We start from the raw sequence: 16625 nt of genomic DNA, 5'->3' as shown, positions 1-16625 counted from the left end.
CCGTCAATGCAATAAATTTTATTTGCTTAGACGTTAATTGAATATGCCTATGCATGGCTACCGTGGTTGATCGCCGATGAACAGAACCCTTTCCCTCCGCTGTTGATCCGGGGCGCCGTGTCGATACACGGCGGGCCCGGAACCACTCCCGTGAACAGAATCCACGCGTTGCGCCCATAGGCGCGACAGGGGCTCCCTTCGCCTTCCGGAAAGAAAAGGAGCCCGCTTCGCCAAGGAGCGAGACGACGATGAGAGACCGAACCTCCCCCTCCACCCCAGTGCCGCGCCGGCCGACTCGTGCGCGGCACGCCCTGGGGCTGGCGATTGCGCTTGTTGGCCTGGGCGTGTCCTTGCCGCTCCGGGCCGATGAGCGGACCACGCTCGCCGAAGCCAATGCCGAGGCGGTCGGCGAGGCCGGTGGCGAATCGGCGCCGGCAGTGACTGCCCAGGTTGCTTCGAGGAGCGGCCAGCGCCTGGGCACCGTCACCGTCAATGCCCGGCGCCGCGAGGAAAGCGTCCAGGACGTGCCGATACCGATCAACAGCGTGGACGCGCAGACCCTGGAAAACCATCGCATCTACCGCATCCAGGACCTGCAGCAACTGGTGCCCAGCACCAACGTTTCCTATGTGCACGCCCGCCAGTCGAGCATTTCCATCCGTGGCCTGGGCAACAACCCGGCCAGCGACGGCATGGAGCCGGCGGTCGGCACCTACCTGGACAACGTCTACCTAGAGCGGCCCGGCATGGCCGTATTCGATCTGCTGGACGTGGAACAGATCGACGTGCTGCGCGGCCCCCAGGGCACGCTGTTCGGCAAGAACACCACGGCGGGGGTGGTCAACATCACCAGCCGCAAGCCGACTTTTCACCATGAGCGCAGCGTCGAGATTTCCGGGGGAGAGGACGGCTATTTCCAGACCAAGGGCAGCGTCTCCGGCCCCTTGGGCGATACGCTGGCGGGACGTCTCTCGGCCTATCGCACCCGCGACGACGGCTACATAAAGAACATCCACGACGGTGATGAACTCAATGGCGGCTCACGCCAGGGTTTCCGCGGGCAACTGCTGTGGAAACCTAGCGAAACCTTCAACCTGCGCTGGATCGGCGAATACAACGAGGAAGACTCCGACAACGGTACTTCAACGCTCTACAGCTCTGGCCCGACCATCAATGGCGTCAATCGCTACGAGCAGCGGGCGACCGCGGCCGGGGCGCGGCTGGTCAAGGCCAGGGCGCGCAAGGTCGACCTGGATTCCGATCAGAAGGTCACCGTGTTCCAAGGCGGTACCTCCCTGGAGGCCAACTGGACCTTGCCCAACGATTTCACTCTGACCTCGATCAGCGCCTACCGCTGGTGGGACTTCACTCCGCGCAACGATCTCGACTATCTGGGCATCTCGGCTGCGATCAACGCCGGCGTCGCGGTACGCGACAAGCAGTATTCGCAAGAGATCCGCCTAGCTTCGCCCACCGGCGACGTCTTCGACTATGTGCTCGGCGCCTACTATTTCAAGAAGGACCTGGATAACAAGACGTTCTTCTCATACGGCCCGATGGCCGATGTCTATTACGGCACCGCGCCCGGCGCACTGGCCAATGTCAGAAGCACTGGCAAGGGCCGCATCGAGACCGACAGTTATGCGCTGTTCGCCCAGGGCACTTGGCACATCACCCCGAAGCTGGAACTGACCGCCGGCATCCGTGGCACCTATGAGGAGAAGGACGCCAGGGTCAAGCGCTATGCACCGACCGGTGGCAACTCGGCGAGCGGTACCACGGCCGCCTCGGTCCGTGCCTATGACTCCGGCGACCTCAATCTGTACAGCTTCAGCCCGTCCGGACTGCTCGCCCTGAGCTACCGCTTCAACGACCGCTGGCTCGGCTATGCCTCCCTGTCCCATGGTGAAAAGTCCGACGGCGTCAACCTGAGCGTGTCCAGCGCGCCCATCGCTGGGGCGGACTCGCTGCTGGTTGGCACGGAGCGGGTCAACAACGCCGAGCTGGGCTTCAAGAGCACCCTGCTGGACGGCACCCTGCTGTTCAACGCCAACTTGTTCTGGACCCAGGTGCACGGCTACCAGGCCAACGCCTACGACCCCGAGGCGCGCTCCTCGTACCTGACCAACGCCGGCGACGTGCGCTCCCGCGGTCTCGAAGTGGAAACCACCTGGCGACCGATCCGGGGTCTCACGATCAACGCCAACGGTTCCTTCAACGATGTCCGCTACACCGACTACAAGGACGGCCCCTGTCCACCCGAAGTCTCTTTGCGCAGTGGCGCGCCGGCTTCCTGCGACCTCACCGGCCACCGGGTGGTCGGCGCGTCGCGCTGGATCGCCAACCTCAACGGCCATTACCAGTGGCGGCTGGACAACGGCCTGCAACCCTATTTGAACGCCAGTTACGCCTTCCGCTACCGGGCGGTCGGGACCATGGAAGACTCCGAGTACGCCCAGATCCCCAGCTATGCGGTGGTCAATCTCTCCACCGGTCTGCGCGGCGACCTGGGCAACAGCCAGTGGGATATCTCCTTCTGGATGAAGAACGCCTTCGACAAGACCTACTACACCAGCCTGTGGAGCGCCTCCAACGGTGGCTATACGGGGATTCTCGGTACGCCGCGCACCTCGGGCCTGACCGCTCGCCTCGATTTCTGAGTTTTTTCACAACCACCCAAACAGAAGGAATACTCCCATGAGCAATGCCGCACTGAACCTGGAGTCCAACGATCTGCTCGACATCCAGCCGATCACTGGCCGCATCGGCGCCGAGATTCGCGGAGTGAAACTCTCCGCCGGACTGGATGCCGCCACCCTGGACGCCATCCAGGACGCTCTGCTGCGCTACAAGGTGCTGTTCTTCCGCGACCAGACCCTGGACGATGCGGAACAGGAAGGGCTGGCCGAATTGTTCGGCGACCCGGCCGCCCATCCCACCGTACCGGTGCGCGAAGGTTCCCGCTGCCTATTGGAGCTGGACAGCACGCGCCGGGCCAATTCCTGGCATACCGACGTGACCTTCGTCGAGGACTATCCCAAGATCTGCATCCTACGCTCGCTGGTGGCTCCGGCTTTCGGCGGCGACACCCTCTGGGCCAACACGGCCACCGCCTACGACGACCTACCGGCCGAACTGCGCGAACTGGCCGACAGGCTCTGGGCGGTGCACAGCAACGAGTACGACTACAGCGCCATCAATAAACCGGATATCGATCCGACGGTGCTGGCCGAATATCGCCGGGTATTCACTTCCACCCTCTACGAAACCGAACATCCGTTGGTACGCGTGCATCCGCAGAACGGTGAGCGGAGCCTGCTGGTCGGCAACTTCATCAAACGCGTCAAGGGTCTGTCGAAAGCCGACTCACAGCGGCTGCTGGATATTTTCCAGGGCTACGCCACCCGTGAGGAAAACACCGTGCGCTGGCGCTGGCGTGCCGGTGACGTGGCGATCTGGGACAACCGCGCCACTCTGCATCGCGCGGTGGACGACTATGGTACCCAAAACCGCCTGGTACGCCGGGCGACCGTAGCTGGCGAAGTGCCGGTGAGCGTGGACGGCCGCCGCAGCCAGACCGTGCGCAAGGGCTGATCCCGGCGGGACGTGGGGAGGAGAGGTTTCCCGGCCTTTCCTCCTTCAAGCACGTCTTCATTCGGCATGGCCAGTGGCATCATAGTCGGGCCAGAAGCCCTGCAATCCCCGGCGTTCGATGGCGCTGTCGACGAAGCGCGGCTCCACCCAGTCGTCCACGCGAAACGGTTGGCGAATCAGGCGTAGTCCTGCGGCCCGTTCGACACTGTCCTGGAAGCTGGCACGCAGGAAGCCGTCCAGCCGTGGCGAATTTCGGAAACGCAGGTCGTCTCCTTCGAATTCGCCCGCGAAGAGTTCCGCGGGAATCGAACTCTGCCCGGACAGCAATCCGATGTACTCGTTCAGATGCTCCGTGGCGGAGATCCAGGTGGCGTTTTCAACCAGCACATCTACCAGTTTCTGGGTCGCCTCGGGGTAGCGACGGATGAAGTCGGCGCTGGCGACAACCCCGGTCTGAGTGGTGGCGGCAAGGGATAATTGCTTGGTACCGAACGGGAACTCGATACCCTGTTTGCGCAGGGCGAGCACGCCCATGCCGGACCAGGTGGCGTCTATCTGTCTGGCGGCCAAGGCGGCGCGCGCGGCGCTCCAGTCGAGGCTGACGATCTTCAGGTCGCGTTCCTGGATACCGGCGCCGTCGAGGGCGCGGGCGAAGGACAACTGGTCGGCGGTGCCACGGTAGACCGAAACCCGCTTGCCGCGCAGGTCGGCCAGGCTGCGGATGGCCGATTCCGAAGTTACCGCCAGGTACATGTTGGCGCCACGTCCGCCGAGGATCAGACGGGTGTCGAGGCCGCTGGCGCGGCCGATGATCGCGGCCAGATCGCCGAGTCCGGCGAAATCCAGTTGAGCGTTGGCGAAAGCTTCGTTGACCGCTGGACCCGCGCCCTTGAAGAAGTGCCATTCGATTTTCACGCCGTCGGCGGCGAAGGCCTTTTCCAGTTGCCCGCGAATATGCGCCAGGCCCAATAGGCCAGAGGTGAAGGGCTTGGCGCCGGCGCTTTGGTCCGGCGCGCCGATGCGAATGCTGGCCGGTTGTTCGGCGGTTTGGGCGATGGAGGCGGACAAGCCCAGCAGGGCGCCGGCGAGGAGGGTGCGGATGCGGCTCATGGAACACTCCGGAGAACGGTTGACGAAAACGGCGAGCCGGGGGCCACGCCTGCCATCTGCGATGTTTTTTATTTCAGGACCGGTCTCCGGAAGACGGCAATCGCATTATGGGAATATTTCATATGCGTGACGTGCATATCCCACCGCCCGCGGTCAGGCGTCGAAACCGGTCGACGGCAGGCCGGACAACCGTTCCGTGAGCGCGCGGTCGGTGTGTTCGATGCGGGCGATCATCGCCTGGGCCAGCGGCGAGAGCGTGCGCCCGTTGCGGCTGACGATTCCGTAGCGGGTGTGCAGCTCCTCCAGATGCTCGGGCAGATCCCGCGGGGTCAGGAGCCTGAGGTTGCCGCGCAGGATGTAGGGCTCCAGGTTGAGCGCATTGCCAATGCCGATGGCATCCGAATGCAGCACCACGTTGAGCAGCGCGTAGGAGTGCTCGCACTCCACGGCGGGCTGGAAGTCACGTCGACCGCTGTAATCCACCAATACCTTGCGAATGTTCGGCGGACGGAAGGTGGTGGCCAGCGGGAAGGCGAACAGCTCCCGGCAGGTCGGCGCCCCGGTTTGCGCCAGTGGGTGATCTTCCCGGCAGCAGAACGTCCAGCGCTGCGGTTGCAGGCGTACCACCCGGTAGTCGGGGTCGGCCTCGAAGCGACGGGTGTCGGCGACGAAGAATTCAATTTCGCCGGCGATCAGGCGCGCATGCAGCTCCTGCCAATTATCGACCTGGAAATTCACCTGTGCCCTGGGATAGTCGGCGATGAAGCCGGCCACTGCCTGGGGCACCAGTTGCGCCGCCGGCGCAGGCCCGCAGCCGAAGCGCAACGCACCGCTCTCGGCGCCGTTCAGGCGGCCGATCTCGTCGTCCAGTTCCTGGGCCTGGCGAAGCAAACGCCGGGCATGCTCCAGCAGCACCAGACCCCGCTGGGTCGGCGGCAGATCCTTGCTACCCCGGTCGACCAGTTGGAAGCCGGCACTGTGTTCCAGGGACTGGATGCTGCGGCTGAAGGCGGACTGGGACAGGTTCACCGCCGCAGCGGCGGCAACGAAGCTGCGGTGCTCGGCGAGAGCCACGAAGTGGCGGAGCTGGCGAAGGTCGATATGCATTTTCTACATGGAAACTTTCGATCAAATGCAATTGCTGCAAGGGGAGACGTTTTTTATAAAGGCACGAGCTTATTTCCTAAAAATATAAATTTTCGATATTTATATATTTTTATGTAATAAGGGTGCCGTTTCGATACATTTCCGCCATCGGGAATGCTCGCTGGATCTTTCAAGGAGCATTTCATGGTTTTGCAACCCCGCAGGAGACCCCACGCCTTCGCCAGGCCGAACCAGCTGTACGCCGTGCTGCTGTTGAGCGGTACCAGCCTGATACCGGATTCGGTAGTTCTGGCCGACACCGATAACGATCCGATTCCGGTCCGGAGCGCACAGGCCGGCGAAGAGCCGCGCCTGGGAGCCGTTACCGTCAATGCCCGGCGCCGCGAGGAAAGCGCCCAGGACGTGCCGACGCCGATCAGCGTGCTCGATGGGCAGACCCTGGAGAATCAGCGTATCTACCGCGTGCAGGATCTGCAGCAGTTGGTGCCCAGCGTGAATGTCTCTTACGTTCACGCGCGTCAGTCGAGCATCTCGATCCGCGGCCTGGGCAACAACCCGGCCAGCGACGGGCTGGAGCCGGCGGTCGGGACCTACCTGGACAACGTCTACCTGGGGCGCCCCGGCATGGCCGTGTTCGACCTGCTGGACGTGGAACAGATCGACGTGCTGCGCGGTCCGCAGGGCACGCTGTTCGGCAAGAACACCACGGCGGGGGTGGTCAACATCAGCACCCGCAAGCCGACTTTCCACCCTGAGCGCAGCGTCGAGATTTCCGGTGGCGAGGACGGTTATTTCCAGATTAAGGGCAGCGTCTCTGGCCCCTTGAACGACACGCTGGCGGGGCGTCTGTCGGCCTACCGCACCCGCGACGACGGCTACGTGAAGAACATTCACGACGGCGACGATCTCAACGGTGGTGCGCGCCAGGGCTTGCGCAGCCAGTTGCTCTGGCGGCCGAGCGAAACCTTCAACCTGCGCTGGATCGGCGAATACAACGAGGAGGACTCCGACAACGGCGTTCTCACCCTCTACAGCACCGGCCCGACCATCGACGGCGTCAACCGCTACGAGCAGCGCGCGGCGGCGGCGGGCGCCAGGCTGGTCAAGGCCAGGGCGCGCAAGGTCGACTTCGATTCCGATCAGCAGGTCACCGTGTTCCAGGGCGGCACTTCCCTGGAGGCCAACTGGACCCTGCCCAACGATTTCACCCTGACCTCGATCAGCGCCTACCGTTGGTGGGATTTCACCCCGCGCAACGACGACGGACTGAACGTTCCGGCCTCGATCAACGCCGGCGTCGAGGTGCGCGACAAGCAGTATTCGCAAGAGATCCGCCTGGCCTCGCCGACGGGCGACGCCTTCGATTATGTGCTCGGGGCCTACTGGTTCAAGCAGGATCTGGACAACAAGTCATTCAACTATTACGGCCCGCTGGCCGACATCTGGAACGGCACTGTGAGCGGCGCGCTGGCCAACGTCACCAGCATCGGCGACGGCCACATCGAGACCGACAGCTATGCGCTGTTCGCCCAGGGCAACTGGCACCTGACTCCCAGGCTGGACCTGACCATCGGCATCCGTGGCACCTATGAGGAGAAGGACTCCTGGGTAAGGCGCGACGCTCCACGCGGCGGCGACGCGGTGAGCGGGGCGGCGGCCACCCAGCGCAACAACCGGGCCGGGGCCTACGATTCCGGCGATCTCAGCCAATACACCTTCAGCCCGTCCGGCCTGCTCAGCCTGAGCTATCGCTTCAGCGACCGCTGGCTCGGCTATGCGTCCTTGTCTCATGGCGAGAAATCCGGCGGCGTCAACCTGACCGTGGGCAGTGCCCCCAGCGCCGGTGCGGATTCGCTGCTGGTGGGCACGGAGCGGGTCAACAACGCCGAGCTGGGTTTCAAGAGCACGTTGCTCGATGGCACCTTGCTGTTCAACGCCAACGTCTTCTGGACCCAGGTGCACGGTTATCAGGCCAATGCCTACGACCATGCGACGCGCACTTCGTACCTGACCAATGCGGGCGATGTGCGCTCGCGTGGCCTTGAGGTGGAAACCACTTGGCGACCGCTGCGGGGGCTCACGATCAACGCCAACGGCTCGTACAACGACGTCCGTTACACCAAGTACGAGGACGCGCCCTGTCCGCCCGAGGTGGGCTTGCGGAGCAAAGCCCCGGCTTCCTGCGATCTCACCGGTCATCGCGTGGTCGGCGCCTCGCGCTGGATCGCCAACCTCAACGGCCATTATCAGTGGGCGCTGAACAATGGCCTGCAACCCTACCTGAACGCCAGTTACGCCTTCCGCTACCGGGCAGTCGGAACCATCGACGATTCCGAATACGGCCAGATTCCCAGCTATGCGGTGGTCAACCTGTCCAGCGGCCTGCGTGGCGACCTGGGCGACGGCCAGTGGGATGTCTCGCTGTGGCTGAAGAACGCCTTCGACAAGACCTATTACACCAGCCTGTGGAATTCCGCCAACGGCGGCTACGCCGGCGTGCTCGGCACGCCGCGCACTTTGGGCCTGACCGCCCGCTACGACTTCTGAGGAGTTCATCCATGCATGCCATGCGCAAAACCTTGGCGCTTTCCGTCGCCCTGGTCAGTACCGCCATCGCCGCCGCGCCCAGCGTTTATCCCACCGGCGTGACCCTCTACGACCCGGCCAAGGCCCACAACACCTACGTGATCTTCAGCGCTCCGGACCAGCAGACCCGACTGATCGACATGAACGGCAACCTGGTACGTAGCTGGGACAAGGCCGGCTTCCCGGCCACCCCGATCGACCCGCGGCTCATCGGCGGCAAGCGCGGCCATATCTTTGTGCAACTGGAGGCGGTGGCCGAGCCGGGTAAGCTGGCCTCGATGGGCAACGGCCTGCGTAACAGGACGATCGGAGAACTGGACTGGAACGGCGAAGCCGTCTGGCAGTGGGGGGCACAGGCGCCGGGCGGCGCCGCTCACCAGCACCATGACCAACGCCGGCTGGCCAATGGCAACACTCTGGTGCTAGCCAACAAGTTGCACCCGGTTCCGGGCTTCGCCGTACCCGAAGTGATCGACGATGCGATCTACGAGGTCGACCCCGAGGGCAACATCGTGTGGTCCTGGACCGCCTCCGAACATTTGGAGGAGTTCGGTTTCACGCCCGAGCAACTGGAACTGGTGCGCGCCAGCAAGAACCCGGACGTGCTGCACATCAACAACTTGGCCCCGGTCGGTCCCAACACGTGGTTCGATGGCGGCGACCAGCGCTTCCACCCGGACAATCTGGTGGTCGACTCCCGCGAGGGCAACTTCATCGCCATCATCGACAAGGCCACGGGCAAAGTGGCATGGCGGCTCGGACCCGATCTGCCGCCACTCGACTGGCGTGCGCCGGCCAAGGTGCCGCGCCCGGCGGACCAGTTCATCGGCCAGCACGATGCCCATATCATTCCCGCCGGCCTACCCGGTGCCGGCAACCTGCTGGTGTTCGACAACCGGGGCGAGGCCGGCTACCCACGTGCGCCGCTGGGTCTTCTGAGCGGTTCGCGGGTGCTGGAAATCGATCCGATCAAGGGCGAGATCGTCTGGCAATACACCGCCGCCGATTCCGCCCAGCCGGGTTGGGCCTTTTACAGCGCCTTCATCAGCAGCGCGCGGCGCCTGCCCAATGGCAACACGTTGATCGACGAGGGCAAGTTCGGCCGCGTGTTTCAGGTCACCCCGGCGGGCGAGATCGTCTGGGAATACGTCAGCCCCTACTTCGGCAAGGCGCCGGGCGGCGATGCCAGGAGCAACTGGATCTACCGAGCCCTGCCGGTGCCCTATGACTGGGTGCCCGAAGGCACGCCGCGCAGCGAGCGGGCGGTCGTGCCGCCAGAGCTGGGGGCTTTCCACATCGGCCAGAAGGATGCCGGCCATGACTGACAGTCCCCGCGTCCCGGCAGTCTATCCCAGTGGCGTGACCCGTTACGATCCCGACAAGGCCTGGCAGGGTTACGTCCTGTTCGCCGCCCTGGACCAGCGCAGCTACCTGATCGATCTGCAAGGCCGGGTAATCAATCGCTGGGACTACTACGGCCAGCCCACTGCCCTGATCGACCCGGCCATGAACGGCGGCCGCAAGGGGCATGTGCTGGTGCGCTACGAGTTGCGCCGGCAGCAGGACCCGCGCGCGCTCGGCAACGGCCTGAACGTCCACGCGATTGCCGAACTGGACTGGCACGGCCGACCGGTATGGATCTGGGGCGATCAGGCGCCGGGCGGTTCGGCGCGCCAGCACCACGACTGGCAGCGCCTGGCCAACGGCAACACCCTGTTGCTGGCCAACAAGCTGCAGCGGATTCCCGGTTTCCGTCTGGACGAAAGCATCGACGACATCATTTACGAGGTCGATCCGCAAGGTCGCGTGGTGTGGCAATGGCTGGCCTCGGAACATCTGCAGGAGTTCGGTTTCACGCCCGAGCAACTGGAGCTGGTACGCAACACAGAACATGCCGACTACCTGCACCTGAACAACCTCAAGGTGCTGGGGCCGAACAAGTGGCATGAGCAAGGCGATGCGCGTTTTCATCCGGACAACCTGATCATCGATTCCCGCGAGGCCAATTTCATCGCCATCGTCGACAAGCAAAGCGGCAAGGTGGTGTGGAACCTGGGACCCAATTACCCGCGGCTGACTCGGGAGAACCAGTTTTCTCCACGGCTGCCGCGTCCGGTCGACCAGTTGGCGGGACTCCACGATGCCCACTTGATCCCCCAAGGTCTGCCCGGTGCCGGCAACCTGCTGGTATTCGATAACCAGGGTGGGTCCGGCTATCCGCCGGTACACCTGGGGGTAATGCCCGGTTCGCGGGTGCTGGAGATCGACCCGATCCGCAAGGAGATCGTCTGGCAGTACAGCGCGCTCGATTCCGGCCAGCCGGTCTGGAATTTCTACAGCTCCTTCATCAGCAGCGCCCGACGCCTGCCGAACGGCAACACCCTGATCGACGAGGGCATGACCGGGCGCATCTTCCAGGTCACCTCGGACAGCGAGATCGTCTGGGAATACATCAGTCCCTATTTTGGCGACTTCCTCGGTGGCTGCCGGAGCAATTTCGTCTATCGCGCCCAGCCGGTGCCCTTCGCCTGGGTTCCGGATGACCCGGTCGGCCACTGAGTTTCCCCTGCCGGTTCGGCTTCCGGGCGCCGCTGCAGGCGTTCGACGCGCCCGAGGCGTTCTCCGAGCCGGTTTTCCCGTGCAAGCATGCCAATCCAAGGAAACCACCATGAGCCATTTTGAACAACACAGCTCCCCACCGTCCTCCACCCATCCGGAGCTCGGCGCACAGACCGAACAGGCGTTGCCCAAAGGCGCCTGCCTGACTGCCCGAATTCCTGACAGCGACGACGCCAAGCTGGGCGCCATCGTCGTCAACCCGTACCGCCTGGCTCCGTTGACCGCCGTCATCCGCGACGGGGGCCAGCGCATCTCCCAGGCGCGGGTGCGGGTCAAAGGACGCGGCGAGGGAGGGGTGGACATCGATTACGCGGTCGAGGATCGCACTCTCTGGACCCACGGCGGCATCCCGGTGTTCGGTCTCTACCCGGACCATCGCAACGAAGTCGAGGTGGCCTACAGCCTGGACGGCGAACGCATTCGCGAGCGTTACTTCATCTATGCTCCGGCGGTGCGTCTGCCGGTGGTGGCCAGTCAGGAAAGCGCGCTGCCACGGGTCGAGCCGCTGAAGGTTGCGCCGCACCTGAAAAAGCGCCTGTACCTGTTCAACCACCTGCTCACCGAGATTCCCGGTAGCAACCGCCTGCTGAGGTGGAACGCTCCGGGCGGCGCCGCCGAGTGGGACTCGGTGGGGATCAATTGGATCGCCGACAGCAACGGCGACGTGCGCTGGTACCTGGACATCGAACAGATCCACGACTCCACCCGCAAGGATGGGCTGGGGGCGAGCATGGGCTTCCAGCAGACCCGCGACGGCCACCTGATCTGGGGCCAGGGCCAGCGCTACTACAAGCACGACCTGCTGGGCCGCACGATCTGGGCGCGCACCTTGCCGGAGAAGTTCGCCGACTTCTCCCATGAGATCCGCGAGACCGAAAAAGGTACCTACCTGTTGCGGGTCGGTACCAGCGACTATCGTCGCGCCGACGGAAAGCGGGTGCGCTCGATCCGCGACCACATCCTGGAAGTCGACCAGAACGGCGATGTGGTGGACTTCTGGGACCTGAATCGAATCCTCGACCCCTATCGCGCCGAACTGCTGCACACCCTAGGACGGGCCGCAGTGTTGCTGCCCGAGGGCGTCGCCAGAAGTGACGATCTGCTGAGCAACGAACGTAACGAAGGCGATGTCCTGCCGTTCGGCGACACTCCCGGTGTCGGCACCGGGCGCAATTGGGCCCACGTCAACGCCATCGAGCACGATCCGGCCGACGACAGCATCATCGTCTCCGCCCGTCACCAGGGGGTGGCCAAGATCGGGCGCGACAAACAGGTGAAATGGCTGCTGGCCGATCCGCGAGGATGGAGCAGCGCCCTGCGGGCCAAGGTGCTTACGCCGGTAAACGCCGCTGGCGAGGTGTTGGCGCAGAATCCCGACGGCAGTTATCCCGAAGGCTTCGACTGGTCCTGGACCCAGCACACCGCCTGGCTCAGCAGCAAGGGAACGCTCACCGTGTTCGATAACGGCTGGGGCCGCAACCTGGCGCCCACCCGCCTGGAAGGCAACTACAGCCGGGCGGTGGAATACCGCATAGACGAGAAGAAGGGCACCGTGCAGCAACTCTGGGAGTTCGGCAAGGAGCGCGGCGACGCCTGGTACAGCCCGATCACCTCGGTGGTGGAGTACCGCCCGGAATCCGACACCCTGCTGATCTACTCGGCGGCGGTCGGGCATCTGACACCACAGCGGCTGACCCGGCCGGTGCTCAGCGAAGTGAAGTACGGCACCCAGGAAGTGCTTAGCGAATTTCGTGTGGTCAGCGGCCAGCCGGGCAACGTCGGTTACCGGGCGCTGGTGATCGATCTGGAGCGGGTGTTCTGAACCGCAGCCTTTCGAAAATCCCTTGTATCTTTGAGGTGCGTGTTCGGCGATGCCGTCACGCCCGAACCTGTCAGGGTTCGGGGTTGGCCGCAGCATGTAGCCCGTCATCCCTCGGTGTCTCTAGAACCCGTGCGTGAGTCCTGGGCGCATGCTTGCGTCCGATCTCTGAAAGCCCGAACAGTTGCTTGAACGCCGTTCGCATTTGCAAGGAAGGGACACAGGGATCATGGCCAATCAAATTGCAGTCGGTATCGACATCTCAAAGAAGACCATGGATGTAGCCATCGGGCAGGAGCAGTCCACGGCCATATTCAGCAACGATGGTGCAGGGCATCAAGCGTTGATCGAAGTGTTGAAGAGCCATCAGGTCTCGCTGATCGTGATGGAAGCGACCGGGCAGTACCAACTGGCCTGTGCTTGCGCTCTCCAGGCTGCGGGATTCGCCGTCGTCGTCATCAACCCTCGGCAGGCCCGGGACTTCGCCAAGGCCATGGGGAGATTGGTCAAGACCGACAGCGTGGATGCCAGGATGCTGGCGGAGTTGGCACAGGTGCTGAATCAGCGCCCTGATCGGGATCGCTTCATCAAACCGATGCCAGACCAGGCACAACAACACCTGCATGCGTTGGTGCTTCGGCGTCGGCAGTTGGTGTGCCTGCTGGTCAGCGAACGCCAACGCAAACACATGGCGCATGCGGAAGTGGTGCAGGATATTGCGGAGCTGATGGATGTGCTGGCGAAGCAGCTAGAGACGCTGGATCGAAGGATTGCGGAGCATCTGGCTCAATACCAGTCCGATCTGGCCGCATTGCTCAAGAGCGTCAAGGGCGTTGGCCCCGCGACGGCTGCGACGCTGATTTCCGAGCTGCCGGAACTTGGCCAACTCAAGGCCAAAGATCTGCGCGCTGGTAGGTGTTGCGTCGATGAACCGGGACTCGGGCCAGGTTCGTGGCAAACGCATCATTTGCGGTGGGCGGGCCACGGTTAGGAGTGCGTTGTACATGGCCGCCATCGTCGCCATGCGCTTTAACGCCGTGATACGGCAGTGCTATGAGCGCCTGCTGGCGGCTGGCAAGCCGAAGAAGGTTGCCATCGTGGCTTGCATGCGCAAGCTGCTGATCATCATGAATGCCATGGTCAGAAGCGGGCACCCATGGAGTGACCAACTGGCACAGATCTGAAAACGGTGGATGCAGATTGCCTCACCGTCTGCGCGGAAGGTGTCAGACCCTGCGGCCCTTGGCGTCCACCACCACTTCGCCGTCCTCCTTGCTGAACGCGCCGCGCTGCAGCTGCGGCAGGATGTCCAGCACGGTTTCCGAGGGGCGGCACAGGCGCGTGCCCAGCGGGGTGACCACGATGGGCCGGTTGATGAGGATGGGGTGCTGGAGCATGAAGTCGATCAGTTGTTCGTCGCTCCACTTCGGGTCAGCCAGGCCGAGTTCCGCGTAGGGCGTTCCCTTCTCGCGCAGCACGTCACGCACGCTCAGGCCCGCATTGGCCAGCAGCTTGACCAGCGTGGCGCGGTCGGGTGGCGTATTCAAATACTCGATGACCGTGGGCTCCTCGCCGCTGTTGCGGATCAGGGCTAGCACGTTGCGCGACGTGCCGCAGGCGGGGTTGTGGTAGATCGTGATGGTGCTCATGGGAATGGACTGCTTATCGGGTAGAGGGGTTCGGGCCGCATTCGTACCAGCCGCGCGAGCGGTTGACCACGCGCACCACCAGCAGCATCACCGGTACTTCGATCAACACGCCGACCACGGTAGCCAGCGCCGCGCCGGACTGGAAGCCGAACAGGCTGATGGCCGCGGCCACGGCCAGCTCGAAGAAGTTGCTTGCACCGATCAGCGCCGAAGGGCAGGCGATGCTGTGCTGCTCGCCCAGCCGGCGGTTGAGCCAGTAGGCCAGCCCGGAATTGAAGAACACCTGGATCAGGATAGGCACCGCCAGCATGGCGATCACCAGCGGTTGCCGCAGGATGGCCTGGCCCTGGAAGGCGAACAGCAGCACCAGCGTGAGCAGCAGCGCAGCGATGGACAGCGGGGCTATGCGCGCCAGCGCGGCATCGAACGCGGCCTGGCCCCGGCGCAGCAGCGCGCGGCGCCAGAGCTGCGCCAGGATGACCGGTACGACGATGTAGAGCACCACCGACACCAGCAGCGTGTCCCACGGCACCGTGATGGCCGACAGCCCGAGCAGCAGGCCGACGATGGGCGCAAAGGCGAACACCATGATGGTGTCGTTCAGCGCCACCTGCGACAGCGTGAACACCGGATCGCCGCCCGTCAGCCGGCTCCAGACGAACACCATCGCCGTGCAGGGCGCGGCGGCCAGCAGGATCAGCCCGGCGACATAGCTGTCGAGCTGATCGGCAGGCAGCCACTGGGCGAAGACTTGACGGATGAAAATCCACGCAAGCAGCGCCATCGAGAACGGCTTGACGGCCCAGTTCACGAACAGCGTCACACCGATGCCGCGCCAGTGCTGGCGTACTTGGCCCAGCGCGCCGAAGTCCACCTTGAGCAGCATCGGAATGACCATGACCCAGATCAGCAGGCCTACGGGCAGATTGACCTGGGCGACTTCCATACGGCCGATGGCCTGGAACACGCCCGGCGCGAACTGGCCCAGGGCGATGCCGGCGACGATGCACAGCAGCACCCAGATGGTCAGGAAGCGCTCGAAGACGCTCATGGAGGATACGGCCGGCGCGCGACCGGCCGTGGTGGCTTGCGTCATGGGCGGCTCGGGTCAGCAGCAGGAAGAACGGGAGCAGGCCGGGGCGACCGCGGGCGCGGGTTGCTGCGCTTCGTTGGAGACCGGAATGTTGCCCAGCGTGTGGAAATGCTCCCAGGCCACGCCCTGCGGGTCGGTGACCCAGTGTTTCTCGCTGCGCGCGTAGCAGCAGGTTGTGGTGCCTTCGTCCAGCAGCGCCATGTCGGCCGCCTCGGCGCGGGCCTTGAGCACCGCCAGTTCCTCGGCGTCGTCGGTCTGGATGCCCAGGTGGTCGATGCCCGGCTTGCTGCCGCGCGTGGAGATGGCGAAGTTCACCGGCGGGTCTTCGAGCATCCACTTCGCGTAATCGGCTTCGATGCGAGCCGGCTGCGCGGCGAAAAGCTGGGAGTAGAAGCCGATGCTTCGGTTCAGGTCATCGACGTGCAGGTGGACGTGGAAGCGTTTCATGGGGAAATCCTCTCAGCAGGAGGTACATGCGCGGGAAGCATCGGTGACCTCGCACATGCCGCCCTGGCAGCAGTGCTCGGTCAGGTAGCCGAGCAACCCATTCATTTGGGAGAAGTCGGCGCGGTAGATCAGATTGCGGCCCTGCTGCTCGACCGTGACGAGGCCAGTATGGGCCAGCTCCTTCAGGTGGAAGGACAGCGCGTTGCGGGCCACGTCGAGTTGGTCGGCCAGCACGCTGGGCGTGAGCCCTCCGGGGCCGGCGACGACCAGGGCGCGGAACACACGCAGGCGCTGGGCGTGAGCCAGAGCACCGAGGGCGGAAACAGCTTGGGTTTCATTCATTATTCAATAATACATCAATCATTGAATAGTTGTGGGGTGACCATTGCTAGAGCAAGCCTGCTCGCTTGAAACGCTTGACTTGCAAGACAGTTGCTCACCCTTTCTCGGTCGGAAGGCTGAAATAGCGAGGTCGACAGCGCTTGGGTGGGAGCGAATTCATTGGCGATGCCTTGGCTCCGGTCGCCACCCATCCGGGTGGACCCCGTCCGGCTTTTGCGGACAGGCCGCCGGGGCATTCAGGCAAAGCCCTTGGAAAGGC

12 protein-coding genes and 1 pseudogene are annotated in these 16625 nt (G+C 63.9%); 7 read left to right on the top strand and 6 right to left on the bottom strand.

Translation table 11 applies throughout. The features are described from left to right. Positions 1 to 248 precede the first annotated feature (248 nt). Both ACGI6K_RS17900 and ACGI6K_RS17895 read left to right on the top strand, forming a co-directional pair. Positions 249 to 2660: a TonB-dependent receptor gene (locus tag ACGI6K_RS17900; RefSeq protein ID WP_376944796.1), complete on the top strand. Its 2412-nt coding sequence runs from the start codon at positions 249 to 251 to the stop codon at positions 2658 to 2660. 37 nt (positions 2661 to 2697) lie between these two features. Beyond that, positions 2698 to 3594: a TauD/TfdA dioxygenase family protein gene (locus ACGI6K_RS17895; protein WP_376944798.1), complete on the top strand. Its 897-nt coding sequence runs from the start codon at positions 2698 to 2700 to the stop codon at positions 3592 to 3594. 57 nt (positions 3595 to 3651) lie between these two features. Here ACGI6K_RS17895 and ACGI6K_RS17890 read toward each other — a convergent pair whose 3' ends face one another. Continuing rightward, positions 3652 to 4704, bottom strand: a complete 1053-nt coding sequence (locus ACGI6K_RS17890; RefSeq protein ID WP_376944800.1) for an ABC transporter substrate-binding protein — start codon at positions 4702 to 4704, stop codon at positions 3652 to 3654. Between the two features lie 153 nt (positions 4705 to 4857). Further along, positions 4858 to 5811: a LysR family transcriptional regulator gene (locus tag ACGI6K_RS17885; RefSeq protein WP_376944802.1), complete on the bottom strand. Its 954-nt coding sequence runs from the start codon at positions 5809 to 5811 to the stop codon at positions 4858 to 4860. Positions 5812 to 5994: 183 nt separating this feature from the next. On the opposite strand from ACGI6K_RS17885, the gene ACGI6K_RS17880 reads away from it, so the two are divergent. The 5 genes and pseudogenes from ACGI6K_RS17880 to ACGI6K_RS17860 all read left to right on the top strand — a co-directional run bounded on the left by ACGI6K_RS17880 (position 5995) and on the right by ACGI6K_RS17860 (position 14019). Beyond that, complete coding sequence (locus ACGI6K_RS17880; RefSeq protein ID WP_376944804.1) at positions 5995 to 8358, top strand: TonB-dependent receptor; 2364 nt, start codon at positions 5995 to 5997, stop codon at positions 8356 to 8358. 11 nt (positions 8359 to 8369) lie between these two features. Then, on the top strand, positions 8370 to 9722 hold the full coding sequence (locus ACGI6K_RS17875) for an aryl-sulfate sulfotransferase (protein ID WP_376944806.1): 1353 nt from the start codon (positions 8370 to 8372) through the stop codon (positions 9720 to 9722). Beyond that, positions 9715 to 10956, top strand: a complete 1242-nt coding sequence (locus ACGI6K_RS17870) for an aryl-sulfate sulfotransferase (RefSeq protein WP_376944808.1) — start codon at positions 9715 to 9717, stop codon at positions 10954 to 10956. The genes ACGI6K_RS17875 and ACGI6K_RS17870 overlap by 8 nt, the downstream gene beginning before the upstream one ends. A 109-nt stretch (positions 10957 to 11065) precedes the next feature. Then, complete coding sequence (locus ACGI6K_RS17865) at positions 11066 to 12838, top strand: aryl-sulfate sulfotransferase (protein WP_376944810.1); 1773 nt, start codon at positions 11066 to 11068, stop codon at positions 12836 to 12838. Between the two features lie 226 nt (positions 12839 to 13064). Beyond that, positions 13065 to 14019, top strand: a pseudogene (locus ACGI6K_RS17860) (IS110 family transposase). A gap of 42 nt (positions 14020 to 14061) precedes the next feature. Here ACGI6K_RS17860 and arsC read toward each other — a convergent pair. The 4 genes from arsC to ACGI6K_RS17840 are packed head-to-tail and all read right to left on the bottom strand — an operon-like array spanning position 14062 to position 16366. Continuing rightward, on the bottom strand, positions 14062 to 14484 hold the full coding sequence (arsC, locus tag ACGI6K_RS17855; protein WP_376944812.1) for an arsenate reductase (glutaredoxin): 423 nt from the start codon (positions 14482 to 14484) through the stop codon (positions 14062 to 14064). Between the two features lie 13 nt (positions 14485 to 14497). Next, positions 14498 to 15535: an ACR3 family arsenite efflux transporter gene (gene arsB, locus ACGI6K_RS17850; RefSeq protein WP_435576115.1), complete on the bottom strand. Its 1038-nt coding sequence runs from the start codon at positions 15533 to 15535 to the stop codon at positions 14498 to 14500. A 57-nt stretch (positions 15536 to 15592) separates the two neighbouring features. Continuing rightward, positions 15593 to 16024, bottom strand: a complete 432-nt coding sequence (locus tag ACGI6K_RS17845; protein ID WP_376944816.1) for an ArsI/CadI family heavy metal resistance metalloenzyme — start codon at positions 16022 to 16024, stop codon at positions 15593 to 15595. Positions 16025 to 16036: 12 nt separating this feature from the next. Continuing rightward, on the bottom strand, positions 16037 to 16366 hold the full coding sequence (locus ACGI6K_RS17840; protein ID WP_376944818.1) for an ArsR/SmtB family transcription factor: 330 nt from the start codon (positions 16364 to 16366) through the stop codon (positions 16037 to 16039). Between the last annotated feature and the right edge of the window lie 259 nt (positions 16367 to 16625).

This window comes from Azorhizophilus paspali, assembly GCF_043587585.2.
GTDB lineage: Bacteria > Pseudomonadota > Gammaproteobacteria > Pseudomonadales > Pseudomonadaceae > Azotobacter > Azotobacter paspali.
The sequence above is the reverse complement of the archived record's forward strand: the minus strand, read 5'-3'. Positions and strand labels throughout refer to the sequence as shown.

Coding starts and splice junctions, on each gene's coding strand:
- ACGI6K_RS17900 (WP_376944796.1), top strand. CDS start 249: ATGAGAGACCGAACCTCCCCCTCCACCCCAGTGCCGCGCCGGCCGACT.
- ACGI6K_RS17895 (WP_376944798.1), top strand. CDS start 2,698: ATGAGCAATGCCGCACTGAACCTGGAGTCCAACGATCTGCTCGACATC.
- ACGI6K_RS17890 (WP_376944800.1), bottom strand. CDS start 4,704: ATGAGCCGCATCCGCACCCTCCTCGCCGGCGCCCTGCTGGGCTTGTCC.
- ACGI6K_RS17885 (WP_376944802.1), bottom strand. CDS start 5,811: ATGCATATCGACCTTCGCCAGCTCCGCCACTTCGTGGCTCTCGCCGAG.
- ACGI6K_RS17880 (WP_376944804.1), top strand. CDS start 5,995: ATGGTTTTGCAACCCCGCAGGAGACCCCACGCCTTCGCCAGGCCGAAC.
- ACGI6K_RS17875 (WP_376944806.1), top strand. CDS start 8,370: ATGCATGCCATGCGCAAAACCTTGGCGCTTTCCGTCGCCCTGGTCAGT.
- ACGI6K_RS17870 (WP_376944808.1), top strand. CDS start 9,715: ATGACTGACAGTCCCCGCGTCCCGGCAGTCTATCCCAGTGGCGTGACC.
- ACGI6K_RS17865 (WP_376944810.1), top strand. CDS start 11,066: ATGAGCCATTTTGAACAACACAGCTCCCCACCGTCCTCCACCCATCCG.
- arsC (WP_376944812.1), bottom strand. CDS start 14,484: ATGAGCACCATCACGATCTACCACAACCCCGCCTGCGGCACGTCGCGC.
- arsB (WP_435576115.1), bottom strand. CDS start 15,535: ATGAGCGTCTTCGAGCGCTTCCTGACCATCTGGGTGCTGCTGTGCATC.
- ACGI6K_RS17845 (WP_376944816.1), bottom strand. CDS start 16,024: ATGAAACGCTTCCACGTCCACCTGCACGTCGATGACCTGAACCGAAGC.
- ACGI6K_RS17840 (WP_376944818.1), bottom strand. CDS start 16,366: ATGAATGAAACCCAAGCTGTTTCCGCCCTCGGTGCTCTGGCTCACGCC.